Below are 11,748 nucleotides of genomic sequence, written 5' to 3'. Positions count from 1 at the left end.
TTTGGCCCAAAAGAGGGAGCAAATAGGTTTGCTCCTTTTTCATTCTATAGCTGAGATTTGGGAATGATGTTCTCAAAGCTAAGTTTAGGACGGTTGGTTTCAACTTCCTGTAAAGGGGCAACTTCTTTAAAGGTACTTAGGCAGCGGATCACTAAATTTTGGTAATCTTTTGTCCCACTGCTTTTCCAAGCAATTTCTTTGTCTGATAACGCACGTAACACTTTGGCAGGCGTTCCAACAATCAAGCTATTTTCTGGAAATATGGCCTCAGCTTTTACAAAGGCACAGGCGCCCACAATTGAGTTTTCACCAATTACTGCTCCATCCATAATCACGCTATTCATACCGATTAAAGCGTTACGTTTGATATGGCAACCATGCAAAACCGCACCATGACCGATGTGCCCTTCTTCTTCGACGATGGTTTCGTACTGTGGAAACCCATGCATGATGCAATTATCTTGAATATTGGCACCATCTTTAATGATCAAGCGGCCAAAATCACCTCGTAAGCTGGCATTGGGGCCGATATAGACATTTTTGCCAATGATTACGTCACCAATGACAACCGCGGTAGGGTGAACAAAGCTTTCAGTGCTGACGACAGGTGTAATACCATCAATTTGATAAAAAGGCATATAGGCTCCTTTAATGTAAGTTTAGGCGGCGATATCTCTTAAAACTCCGCCAAAACGCCGATAGTAGGCGCTCGAAGGTTGAGGAAGTTCCCCTACCGTGGTTTCACATCGTTCTGAAACATATTGTGTTGCGGCTTGGTCAATTCGTTGGTAAATATTGGTACAAAGGTGGCGAGCAATATGGCCCTCCCATTGTGCTGGAAGCAGTTCATCAGGCAACAAAGGGTCTTTTAGTGTGACTCGGCGATAGAAGTGAATTAACAACAAACGTAATTGGAAGCAATGTTCTGGGGATATTTGTGGCTCAGTATTCTCTTTAAGGAGTAGTGCCAAGGGCCTAAATAATGAAATAAATTGGTGGTAATGCTCTGATATTTCTTGCAAAGACCAAGCTTGTGATACTAACTCTTTCAAGTTTTTTTCTGAACGGCTATAAGGGTAATCTGCATGAAAATAGATGGCGTGCTCAGTGGCATTGAGCTCATTTAATAGAGAAGGAACATCAGCTTGTGCGCAGCTCGGTGCTGCCATGAGAGAGGTATTAAATTGGCCAAACCCTAGCCAGCTAAGTTCTTTTTTTAGCCTGGTTTTTTCATCTTTATCAGCCGCTTCCAATAATAGTAGTTCCCATTTCCCATCCCAATCAGGCTGTTCAGCAAGGTAGATTTTACTTTCTGCTCGGCGGAATCGGCTTTGCCCGCGTTCAGAAATGCGGTAGTAGCTACGGCGACCAATTTTCTCAACATCTAGCCAGCCTTCTTTTTGTAAACGAAACACAGAAGTGCGAACAAAGCGATCGCTAAACCCCATCGGCTCTAATAGTTTGGTTAAACTGCCTAACCACACCTCGCCTCCGCGGTGATGTAAAGCATCACCGTAGAGTGAGCTAATCAGAGAGGTCCCGCTAATGGGTTGGCTTTCTATGGCATGTTGTATAAATTGGCTGAGTTTATTATCCATTTATATTTCATCTATAAAATTTATGTATCAGAAGGCTTACTGAATAGTAGACATAAATTTAAAAGTTGTCTTCCATTACCTTTAATTAGTGCTATTTTTTGGCATTAAGGCATACCAAATAAGCTAACTTCAATATGCCTTAATGAGTTGAATTAAATCGCAATTCGAGTATCAATAACACGCTCCGCTTTACCTTGGGAGCGGGGGATATCACCGCAATTGACAATACTGATCCGGGTGCTAATCCCTACCATCGATTTGATACGATGTTTTAAATGATGGCAAATATTGCAGCGCTCATCATAGGTAAGTTGCTCAGGGTGCTTGAGCTCCACGCGGACTGACAAATTATCCATATTACCTTGGCGACCAATTTCTAATTGGTAATGTGGAGATAGCTCTTTGAATTGCATAATTTGTTCTTCAATTTGGGAAGGGAAGACATTTACGCCACGTATAATCATCATATCGTCAGAGCGACCAGTAATTTTACCAATACGGCGCATATTACGATTTACCCCGCTCATTAAGTGAGTCAGGTCACGAGTCCTATAGCGAATAACAGGCATAGCCTCTTTTGTCAGGGTAGTAAACACTAACTCACCATGTTCACCATCCCCCAGTGTTTTAAGTGTATCAGGGGAAATGATTTCTGGGTAAAAATGGTCTTCCCAGATGGTTGGGCCGCTAGCGCCTGCGTCAGCACACTCCATAGCTACGCCTGGCCCCATGACCTCTGATAAACCATAAATATCTAATGCTTTGATCCCAAGGCGAGTTTCAATTTCTGAGCGTAGTGATTCAGTCCAAGGTTCCGCACCAAATACACCTAATCTAAGTGAGCACTTACTAGCATCTCCACCCATGATTTTTTCAAGCTCATCGATGATACTTAAGCAATACGATGGGGTTACCATAATGACATCAGGCTTAAAATCGGCGATTAGTTGCGCTTGCTTTTCTGTTTGGCCACCAGACATTGGGATCACCGCAGCACCAAGGCGCTCTGCACCATAGTGAGCACCTAGACCACCGGTAAATAAACCATAACCATAGGCGACATGAACTTTATCACCGCGAACAGTCCCCGCTGAGCGTAGGCTACGGGCAATTAAATCAGCCCAATTATCGATATCCCGTTGGGTATAGCCAACAACTGTCGGGCGGCCTGTCGTGCCAGAGGATGCATGAATACGAATAATTTGGTCCATTGGCACTGCGAAAGTACTAAATGGGTAGTTTTCACGTAAATCTTGCTTTGTTGTATAAGGGAATTTTTCGATATCACTAAGTTGTTTAAAGTCGTCAGGATGTACCCCTGCATCGTCGAATTTCTTACGGTACATAGGCACATTTTCATATGCGTGAGTGAGTGTCCACTTCATCCGAGAATACTGTAATGACTCGATTTCATCGCGTGAGGCAAATTCGATTGGGTCGATGTTGTCTTGTATCATGCTCATAATTGCCAGTCCTCATAATTATTATATTTACCAGTTCACATTGATGTTGTTTCTGGTTTTAGCCTGAGCAGGTGTAGGGTTCAGGCTGTTTTTATTGGTATTAAGACGTTGTTTAGACTCGTTCAATAACCATAGCTATCCCTTGACCAACACCAATGCACATGGTGCACAACCCGTAGCGACCTTGTTTGCGATGGAGTTCGTTGACAGCGGCAATGGCCAGCCTTGCACCACTCATACCTAATGGGTGACCCAAGGATATCGCCCCACCGTTGGGGTTAACATGTGGGGCATCGTCAGGTAAACCTAACCCCCTTAAGACAGCCAGTGCTTGTGCTGCAAAGGCCTCGTTTAATTCAATAACATCCATTTGCTCTATACTTAGGCCGGCAACCTCTAGGGCTTTTAATGCAGCAGGAAGTGGGCCAATTCCCATCAACCTTGGTTCAACACCACAAGTCGCCGTCGCGATAACGCGTGCTCGTGGGGTAAGCCCTTGCTGCTTAGCAATGCTTTCGGATGCAATGATTAATGCAGCAGCACCATCATTGACCCCTGAAGCATTACCCGCGGTGACCGTTCCGTTTTCACGAAAAGGGGTTTTTAGTTTTTGTAGTTGTTCAAAAGTTGTTTCCGCACGAGGGTGCTCGTCTTCAGTGACAAGTAACTCATTTTTGCGTTGTTTAACGGTGACAGGGGTTATTTCTTGCGCAAAAAAACCTTTGATTCTTGCGGCTTCAGTACGTTGTTGGCTGCGCAGGGCGAAAGCATCTTGGTCCTCACGGCTGATCTGATATGTTTCAGCAACGTTTTCAGCTGTTTCTGGCATAGAGTCAGTTGAAAACTGTTGTTCCATTAACGGGTTAATAAACCGCCAGCCAATTGTCGTATCAAAGACTTGAGCTTGTCGTGAGAAAGCCGATTCGTGTTTTCCCATTACGAAAGGGGCGCGGCTCATTGACTCTATGCCACCTGCAATCATCAAACCAGACTCTCCCGCTTTGATACTTCTTGCCGCAAACGCAATAGCATCAAGGCCTGAACCACATAATCGGTTAATGGTGGTACCGGAAACAGAAACTGGTAAGCCCGACAGTAAACTGGCCATACGCGCGACATTGCGGTTATCTTCCCCTGCTTGGTTTGCGCAACCTAAAATAATGTCATCGACTAGTGACCAATCTAGCTGTGGGTGCCGCGCCATTAATGCTTTGAGAGGCACAGTGGCGAGGTCATCGGGGCGTAATGATGCAAGCGCACCACCATAGCGGCCAATAGGTGTGCGAACACCGTCGCAAATATAGGCGTCAATCATGATGGTTCTCCTACTAGACGGTGCCCCAGCCGATGTGAACGACCATGAAATAAGGCTAATGTTTTGCCGCCTTGGTTGACTATTTCAACTTCATATAGGCCATTTTGTTTACCTTGATGTTTCATTTGCGCTATTGCAGTGAGTAAATCACCTTCAAAACCGGGGCGAATGAAATCGATAGAGCACATAGAGGCAACAGCAGCGTGCCCTTGGCTGTTGCAGGCATAGGCGAAGGCGGTATCTGCAAGGCTAAAGAGTTGCCCCCCGTGACAGGTTTTATGGCCATTTAGCATTTGTGCTGTAATCGGCATTTTTAGTTGCGCAAAACCTTCCTCTACTTTTTCAATAGACATGCCCATAGCTTTTGCGCATGCGTCATCTTTGTACATCATGTGGGCTGATTGTTGAGCAAGGGTAACATTTGGTACGGAAATCATAGCAACTCCTTGAAAGATAAAGATTGATGGCCTACAGCTAACTGCCTTAATAATGGGTTGGGCCGATAGCGGCTATCCCCATAAAACTGTGTTAAGTGCTCAAGTACTGTTAATACTCGTTGCCAGCCAAGTTGCGCTCCCCAAGCTAAAGGGCCTTTGGGGTAATTCACACCAAAACGCATGGCGTTATCTGTATCCAGTGTGGTTGCTATCCCTTTATTGACGACATCCAGCGCTTCATTACATAACATCGCAACAGTTCTCATTGCTAAGAGTGCAGGGTAGTCAGGTAGTACAATCACGTTTTTCCCAAGCGATTGAAAAAATGCAATTGCTTGCTGGTTTTGTTGCACGTTATTTTGTGCAGCACAGCTGAGAGTGACTGCCGTTGCGGCAAGGTAATTAGCAGATAAATCAAATTGCACGACAGCTTGCCCCAACTTTTGCGCATGAGATGATGTTGATTCACCATTTGTTAACATAATAATAACGTCATTAACAATGAGTGTTGGGGATTGTTCTTGCTGTTGTGTTGATCCTTCGAGTGAGATCCCACTTTCAGATAAAAGCTGCACAAATTCAGGAAATATTTGCCAATTCCCACATACTTTGACCTGTTGTGGTTGGTCAAGAAGGGCTTTTGCTGCAAATAATGGCTTAGGTTGCGGTTTGTTATCATCGTAATGATAGAAACCTTGTTTTGATTTACGACCGAAATGCCCAGCCTGAACTAATTCTAACTGCATTAATGAGGTTTGAAATCGTGGGTCATAGCCGAAGGCTTTAAACACCGATTCAGTCACCGCATAGTTGATGTCATGGCCAATTAAGTCAGTAAGTTGTAATGGCCCCATGGCAAATCCACCTGCATCGCGTATTGCGCAATCTAACGTTGCGGGGCTGCCAATTTGCTCTTCAAGGGCTCGTAATGTTTCTGCGTAAAATGGTCTTGCCACTCGGTTAACAATAAAACCAGGGGTAGAACGGCAAATAACAGGGACTTTACCGAATGACTTGGTCAATATTTTTAATTGTGAAATAACGTGGTCTGATGTTTCTAACCCACGAACTACTTCGACTAACTTCATCACGGGGGCGGGGTTAAAAAAATGCAGCCCAGCAAGGCGTTCAGGGTGCTTTAATTGACTGGCAATGGCAGTAATTGAGAGCGATGAGGTATTACTTGCAAATATAGTTTTTTCGCTACAAATAGCTTCTAAATCGTTAAAAATAGCTTGTTTTATCTCTAATTTTTCTGCGATAGCTTCAATGACCAGTTGCGCATTCGCTAATTGAGATAAATTTTGCACCACAGTAATGTTTTCGATGATGCTTTCTGTCGCTTTGGCTTCAGCTTTCCCTTGGGTAACCCGTTTGCGTAAACGTTGGGTCATTGCTGATACTGATTGGGTTAATACCTGTTGATTAACATCAAACAGTAAAACAGTTAAGCCTGCTGTAGCTGCCACTTGCGCAATACCAATGCCCATGGTGCCTGCGCCAATTACGGCTACAGTCTGGATGCGAGTATTCAAAGGTAATGTCATGGTTATCTCCCTTTGAATTGCGGTTCGCGTTTATTTAAAAAGGCACTGACCCCTTCGCGGTAGTCTTCACTACGCCCCCCTAAGCGTTGTAAATCACGCTCAAGGTCAAGTTGTTCATCAAGGGTATTGGTTGCCGCGGCGTAAATCGCTTTTTTGATTAACCCTAAACCGTAAGTCGGTTGAGTAGCTAAATGCATAGCCAACTGGTTTACGGTATCGGATAGCTCTTCGTTTTCCGTGACTTGCCAAATCATTCCCCACTGCAAGGCTTGCTCTGCACTAATTTTATCGCCTAATAATGCCATTCCCATGGCTCTTGCATGGCCTGCAAGTTGGGGCAAAAACCAGCTTCCACCAGAATCGGGAACGAGCCCCAAGCGGCAGAATGATTGAATAAAACTCGCACTTTTTGCTGCAATTACGATATCCCCTGCAAGGGCAATGGCAGCGCCTGCACCCGCAGCAACACCGTTAACGGCGCAGATGATTGGTTTTGGCAAAGAGGTTAAACGGCGGATTAACGGGTTATAGTAGGTTTCAATGGAGAAACCAAGGTCAGGCGTTTCGTTACCTACGCTGACGTTCCGGTCGTTAAGGTCTTGGCCAGCACAAAACCCTCTACCAGCTCCGGTGATCACTAAACAGCGTATCGTTTCATCTCGTTCCGCAAGCTTGATAGCATCACTAAGCTGACGATGCATTTCATCGTTAAAGCTATTAAGTCGATCGGGGCGGTTTAATGTAATAGTGAGGACCCCATTCTCTTGCGTTGCGAGGATCATCGCTTGGTTTGTCATAATTATTTCCCTGTAAACTGAGGTTTTCGTTTTTCAAAGAATGCATCGATCCCTTCGCGTCGATCTTCGGTGCCGGCTAAGGCGACAAAGTACTGACGCTCAAGTTGTAAACCTTCAGCCAAATGATTTTCTTGGGAATGAATTAGCGAAGCTTTTGCCGCCCGAACCGCTAAAGGTGCATGTATTGCAATGCGTTGCGCAATTTTCTGAGCTCGTTCAACAACTAATTCATCCACACAAATTTCGCTAATTAGCCCTGCCTGAAGAGCGTGTTTTGCATTGATAGGCTCCCCTGTGAGTACCATTTGCATGGCAAGAGACTTACCAACGGAGCGGATCAGCCGTTGTGTCCCTCCCGCACCGGGTATTAAACCGAGTGTTATTTCAGGCAAGCCGAAACGTGCGGACTCCCCCGCAATAATGATGTCGCTAGCAAGCAGTAGTTCAAACCCAGCGCCTAAGGCGTAACCATTAGCAGCGGTAATGATAGGTTTTGATATCATTGAGAGCCGCTGCCATACTTGGGGTCGTCTATCAGTGATAGCGTTAGCAACGGTTTGTTGCTGTAATTCTTTAAGATCAGCGCCAGCAGCAAAAAAACGTGAATTCCCAGTGATAACGATCGCGCCAATCTCATCATTGGCTGCTGCTTGCTCTAAGTTTTGCACTAAGAGTTCTAAACAATCGGTACTTAATGCATTGCGTACTTCTGGCCGATTGAGTGTCAGTGTCAGTACCCGGTTGTTTTGGTGAGATAAAATCCAAGGGTTTTCCATTGTGGCTCCTACACATCAAAATCCAGAACGACGCCATCTCCTTTAGGCCAAGACTGGCAGCTAAGAATATAACCATCAGAAATTTGGTCAGGCTCTAAGCTATAATTGACGCCCATTTCGACTTCTCCTGCACGCAATTTACATTTACAAGTTGCGCAAACCCCACCTTTACAGGCATAGGGCAAGTCGGCTCCTTGGCGTAAAGCGGCATCAAGAATGCTGTCATCTTGGCTATCCATACTGATGTTCATTGTGCGACCATCAAGGTGGATACTGACTTGACGAGTTTCGGTGGCGAGGGCGGAGGTCGGCTTGAATTTGATACCGGATGTATTAAAGCGCTCGGTATGAACAAACTCTTTTGGCATACCATAATTGATTAATGTGTCGTGTACTTCATCCATCATACTTTCTGGACCACAAATAAAAGCGCGGTCAAATTGTTGAAAATTCAATAACGTTTTACCTAATGCATTGAGCTGCTGTTGGCTGATGCGTCCACTTAATAACTCGCTATCTTGTTGCTCTTGGCTAAATAGGTAAAGTACTTGAAAACGCTGTGCAAACCGGTTTTTGAGGTCTGCAATGCTTTCTTTAAACATCACCGAACGGCTATTGCGGTTACCATAAATCAACACAAAGTGACTTTTGGTTTCCGTCTGTAATGTGGCTTTAATAATCGAAAGTAGGGGGGTGATCCCTGAACCGGCAGCGATAGCAAGATAGTGCGCCTGAGTATTCGGCTCAGGTTGATAGCCAAATTGCCCTTGAGGGATCATCACCTCAAGGCTATCACCGACAGTTAGATGTTGGTTGATAAAATTGGAAAACCGACCTTCGTAGATCGCTTTAACGCCAATTTTCAGTGTGTTTTCATCGGGTGAGCTACAAATAGAATAACAACGGCGTAAATTTTCCCCCTGAATGGAGGCTTTTAAAGTCAGGTGTTGCCCTGGTCGATAATGATATTGCTCGCGTAACGCATCAGGAACACTGAATGTCACTGCGACAGCATCAGGGGTGTCACGTTCAATAGCGGCAATATTTAAACGATGGAATACAGTCATGAGGGTGCCCCTAAATACATTTAAAGTAATCAAACGGTTCTAAACATTCAGTGCAGCGATACAATGCTTTGCAGGCTGTTGAACCAAACTCACTAATTTTTTCTGTTTGTTGGCTATCACAGCGTGGACAACAGACAGCACCTTTGTGTTCAGGGTGTTCACAGGATGTTCCTTGCGGGGGTGCGATACCGAATTCCCGTAAGCGCCTTTTGGCGTCTTGGTTCATCCAGTCAGTTGTCCAAGCTGGGGTCAGCATCACTTCAATATCGATATTTTGGAACCCTGCTTTACCAAGAACCGTTTTGATTTCATTGATTAAAAATTCAGTTGCTGGGCAACCAGAATAGGTAGGTGTAAAAATAACTTTCCACCCTTGTTTGTTAGGTACCACATTGCGGATCATGCCAAGATCAGTAATAGAGAGTGCTGGCAGCTCAGGATCAGGAATTTGCTGAAGCTGTTGCCAGATCACATGAACTTGGGGGGATTGAAGCTGGTTAGGTTGCAGTCTCTGTTCCATCACGTCACCACTGGCTATTTGGGTAAGCACGTTGCATAAATTGCAGCTGTGTTAATAACAGGCCTAAGTGTTCAGTGTGGCTACCTTGCTTACCACCGATGCGATAGGCCTCTTTTTCAGGTATATTGAGTGTCGCCTCGGCAAATGTTTCATTGACCGTATTTAGCCAAGTTTCTTTTAGGCTGCGTGGGTCAACGGCTATGCCCACCTCGCTGAGTGCAACTTCAATAGCGTCTGCATGGAAGAGTTCACCGGTAAAGCGCCATAATTCATCAACGGAGCGCTGAATTCTCCTGTGACTCTCTTCGCTACCATCCCCTAAGCGGATCATCCAATTACGGCTAAAACGTAAATGATAAAGGGCTTCTTTTAAGGATTTTTCAGCTATCGCTGAGAGTTGTTTATCGTGGCTATGAATCAGTGATTCATATAATGGAACGTGATAAGCATCTATAAAGAATTGGCGCACTAGGGTATCGGCAAAGTCATTATTCGGTTGTTCGACGAGTAATAGGTTGCTAAATTCCCTTTCATCACGCAAAAAAGCGAGGGTGTCCTCATCATATCCGGCCCCTTTTAATTGCGCTGCATAACTTAAAAAATGACGAGCTTGCCCCAATAAGTCTAAGCCGATATTAGACAGTGCAAGGTCAATTTCAATTTCAGGGGCATGGCCACACCATTCGCATAGGCGCTGTGCAAGAATTAATGGGGTATCACCGAGCCTTAATGTGTAGTGGTGGAGCTGTTGTTGTTGATCCATCGTAAGCTCCTTACATGTTTTTGATACCATCAGGGATGGTATAGAAAGTTGGGTGGCGATAGACTTTGGTATCTGCAGGGTCAAAAAATGTGCTCTTGTCTTCGGGCTGTGAGGCGATTAAATGTGCAGCTTTTACCACCCAAATCGAACAGCCCTCGCTGCGCCTTGTGTAGGCGTCGCGGGCATTTTCCAGCGCCATTTGGTCATCGGCCGCGTGTAAGCTACCAACGTGGCGATGAGCAAGCCCTTGTTTGCTACGGACAAAAACTTCATACAGTGGCCAATCTTGATTGCTCATGGGTTTTTCCTTTTCAGTAAGTGGTTAAATGAGTTAAGCGGCAGATTTAACGGCTTTTTGTTTGCGACTATGTGCCATTGCGCCTTCACGTACCCAAGCACCGTCTTCCCATCCTTTGCGTTTCGCACCAACACGTTCGTGATTACAAATGCCATTACCTTTAATGACTTGATAAAATTCTTCCCAGTCAATTTCGCCAAATCGGTAGTGACCAAGTTCTTCATCCCAAACCAAATCAGGGTCAGGAATAGTCATGCCGAGTGCTTCAACCTGCGGAACTGTGTTATCCACAAATTTTTGGCGTAATTCATCATTACTGAAGCGCTTGATTTTCCAAGCCATACTTTGTGCGCTATGCGGTGAGTCTGAATCATTTGGGCCAAACATTGTCAGTACAGGCCACCAAAAGCGGTTTATTGCATCTTGCAGCATTGCTTTTTGTTCTTCACTTCCTTGTGCAAGCGCCATAACTGCTTCATAACCTTGACGTTGATGGAAACTTTCTTCTTTACAAATTTTCACCATGGCGCGTGCATATGGCCCATATGATGCGCGGCACAGAGCCACTTGGTTTACAATGGCTGCCCCATCGACTAACCAACCAATTACACCAATGTCAGCCCAGCTTAATGTGGGATAATTGAAAATGGAGGAATACTTCATTTTTTCATCAAGTAGTTTTTGGTAAATGTCTTGGCGAGAGCAACCGAGGGTTTCTGCTGCGCTATACAGATATAGACCATGCCCTGCTTCATCTTGAATTTTGGCCAGTAAGATAGCTTTGCGGCGCAGTGTTGGTGCGCGTGTTAACCAATTTGCTTCCGGTAACATGCCAATCACTTCCGAATGGGCATGTTGGCCTATTTGGCGGATAAGGTTCTGCCGATAAGCATCGGGCATCCAGTCCTTGGGCTCGATGGAAATATCGGCTTCGATTTTGGCTTCGAAGTTAGCCTGATTTTGCTCGCTCATTGATTTTTCCATTAAGTGATTCGAAAATTAAATGTAATTTTTGAATGGTGAATCATATTTATTTAACATTAATGCTAGGAATGGTTAACAAAAAGGTCAATGTTTATTAACCTGCTTTTGCGATGCGCTTCACAATTAATAATTATTAAATCAATATAAACAAGTGGTTATATTCTGTATGTTTTATGTGGTTTT

Annotated in this window: 13 protein-coding genes; all 13 read right to left on the bottom strand. The window is 44.7% G+C overall.

The features are described from left to right. Positions 1-44: 44 nt before the first annotated feature. Positions 45-638, bottom strand: coding sequence for a phenylacetic acid degradation protein PaaY (paaY, locus tag OQV04_RS21040; RefSeq protein ID WP_042843378.1), 594 nt, complete (start codon positions 636-638; stop codon positions 45-47). Between the two features lie 21 nt (positions 639-659). After that, positions 660-1,598: a phenylacetic acid degradation operon negative regulatory protein PaaX gene (gene paaX, locus OQV04_RS21035; RefSeq protein WP_042843379.1), complete on the bottom strand. Its 939-nt coding sequence runs from the start codon at positions 1,596-1,598 to the stop codon at positions 660-662. A 152-nt stretch (positions 1,599-1,750) separates the two neighbouring features. Then, a complete protein-coding gene (gene paaK / locus OQV04_RS21030; protein ID WP_042843380.1) occupies positions 1,751-3,061 on the bottom strand; it encodes a phenylacetate--CoA ligase PaaK in 1,311 nt (436 codons plus the stop codon). A gap of 112 nt (positions 3,062-3,173) precedes the next feature. Continuing rightward, positions 3,174-4,376: a 3-oxoadipyl-CoA thiolase gene (gene pcaF, locus OQV04_RS21025; protein WP_240133366.1), complete on the bottom strand. Its 1,203-nt coding sequence runs from the start codon at positions 4,374-4,376 to the stop codon at positions 3,174-3,176. After that, on the bottom strand, positions 4,373-4,813 hold the full coding sequence (gene paaI / locus OQV04_RS21020) for a hydroxyphenylacetyl-CoA thioesterase PaaI (protein ID WP_332642809.1): 441 nt from the start codon (positions 4,811-4,813) through the stop codon (positions 4,373-4,375). The genes pcaF and paaI overlap by 4 nt, the downstream gene beginning before the upstream one ends. Then, the gene (locus OQV04_RS21015) at positions 4,810-6,360 is read right to left on the bottom strand and encodes a 3-hydroxyacyl-CoA dehydrogenase (protein ID WP_166696987.1); all 1,551 of its coding nucleotides are present in this window, start codon (positions 6,358-6,360) and stop codon (positions 4,810-4,812) included. Before OQV04_RS21015 ends, paaI begins: the two co-directional genes overlap by 4 nt. Before the next feature lie 2 nt (positions 6,361-6,362). Beyond that, positions 6,363-7,157 carry a 2-(1,2-epoxy-1,2-dihydrophenyl)acetyl-CoA isomerase PaaG gene (paaG, locus tag OQV04_RS21010; protein ID WP_272678408.1) on the bottom strand — a complete coding sequence of 265 codons (795 nt, stop codon included), beginning with the start codon at positions 7,155-7,157 and terminating at the stop codon, positions 6,363-6,365. A gap of 2 nt (positions 7,158-7,159) precedes the next feature. Next, a complete protein-coding gene (gene paaF / locus OQV04_RS21005) occupies positions 7,160-7,933 on the bottom strand; it encodes a 2,3-dehydroadipyl-CoA hydratase PaaF (RefSeq protein WP_048605483.1) in 774 nt (257 codons plus the stop codon). An 8-nt stretch (positions 7,934-7,941) separates the two neighbouring features. Then, on the bottom strand, positions 7,942-9,000 hold the full coding sequence (gene paaE / locus OQV04_RS21000; RefSeq protein ID WP_042843388.1) for a 1,2-phenylacetyl-CoA epoxidase subunit PaaE: 1,059 nt from the start codon (positions 8,998-9,000) through the stop codon (positions 7,942-7,944). A gap of 10 nt (positions 9,001-9,010) precedes the next feature. Further along, on the bottom strand, positions 9,011-9,520 hold the full coding sequence (gene paaD / locus OQV04_RS20995; protein WP_042843389.1) for a 1,2-phenylacetyl-CoA epoxidase subunit PaaD: 510 nt from the start codon (positions 9,518-9,520) through the stop codon (positions 9,011-9,013). Between the two features lie 4 nt (positions 9,521-9,524). Beyond that, positions 9,525-10,283, bottom strand: coding sequence for a 1,2-phenylacetyl-CoA epoxidase subunit PaaC (gene paaC, locus OQV04_RS20990; RefSeq protein ID WP_071547599.1), 759 nt, complete (start codon positions 10,281-10,283; stop codon positions 9,525-9,527). A 10-nt stretch (positions 10,284-10,293) separates the two neighbouring features. Then, positions 10,294-10,581: a 1,2-phenylacetyl-CoA epoxidase subunit PaaB gene (gene paaB / locus OQV04_RS20985; RefSeq protein WP_004262911.1), complete on the bottom strand. Its 288-nt coding sequence runs from the start codon at positions 10,579-10,581 to the stop codon at positions 10,294-10,296. 33 nt (positions 10,582-10,614) lie between these two features. Next, the gene (paaA, locus tag OQV04_RS20980; protein WP_042843391.1) at positions 10,615-11,553 is read right to left on the bottom strand and encodes a 1,2-phenylacetyl-CoA epoxidase subunit PaaA; all 939 of its coding nucleotides are present in this window, start codon (positions 11,551-11,553) and stop codon (positions 10,615-10,617) included. Positions 11,554-11,748 lie beyond the last annotated feature (195 nt).

The organism is Escherichia sp. Lx600-2 (genome assembly GCF_036662595.1).
Taxonomy (GTDB): Bacteria; Pseudomonadota; Gammaproteobacteria; order Enterobacterales; family Enterobacteriaceae; genus Escherichia; species Escherichia coli.
Note: the sequence above shows the minus strand (reverse complement) of the source record. Positions and strands in the feature narration are given on the sequence as shown.

What these genes read in the sequence shown, in the direction of transcription:
- paaB (WP_004262911.1), bottom strand. Translation starts at nt 10,581, where the DNA reads ATGAGCAATCAAGATTGGCCACTGTATGAAGTTTTTGTCCGTAGCAAA.
- paaD (WP_042843389.1), bottom strand. Translation starts at nt 9,520, where the DNA reads ATGGAACAGAGACTGCAACCTAACCAGCTTCAATCCCCCCAAGTTCAT.
- paaF (WP_048605483.1), bottom strand. Translation starts at nt 7,933, where the DNA reads ATGGAAAACCCTTGGATTTTATCTCACCAAAACAACCGGGTACTGACA.
- pcaF (WP_240133366.1), bottom strand. Translation starts at nt 4,376, where the DNA reads ATGATTGACGCCTATATTTGCGACGGTGTTCGCACACCTATTGGCCGC.
- paaA (WP_042843391.1), bottom strand. Translation starts at nt 11,553, where the DNA reads ATGAGCGAGCAAAATCAGGCTAACTTCGAAGCCAAAATCGAAGCCGAT.
- paaK (WP_042843380.1), bottom strand. Translation starts at nt 3,061, where the DNA reads ATGAGCATGATACAAGACAACATCGACCCAATCGAATTTGCCTCACGC.
- paaX (WP_042843379.1), bottom strand. Translation starts at nt 1,598, where the DNA reads ATGGATAATAAACTCAGCCAATTTATACAACATGCCATAGAAAGCCAA.
- paaC (WP_071547599.1), bottom strand. Translation starts at nt 10,283, where the DNA reads ATGGATCAACAACAACAGCTCCACCACTACACATTAAGGCTCGGTGAT.
- paaY (WP_042843378.1), bottom strand. Translation starts at nt 638, where the DNA reads ATGCCTTTTTATCAAATTGATGGTATTACACCTGTCGTCAGCACTGAA.
- OQV04_RS21015 (WP_166696987.1), bottom strand. Translation starts at nt 6,360, where the DNA reads ATGACATTACCTTTGAATACTCGCATCCAGACTGTAGCCGTAATTGGC.
- paaI (WP_332642809.1), bottom strand. Translation starts at nt 4,813, where the DNA reads ATGATTTCCGTACCAAATGTTACCCTTGCTCAACAATCAGCCCACATG.
- paaG (WP_272678408.1), bottom strand. Translation starts at nt 7,157, where the DNA reads ATGACAAACCAAGCGATGATCCTCGCAACGCAAGAGAATGGGGTCCTC.
- paaE (WP_042843388.1), bottom strand. Translation starts at nt 9,000, where the DNA reads ATGACTGTATTCCATCGTTTAAATATTGCCGCTATTGAACGTGACACC.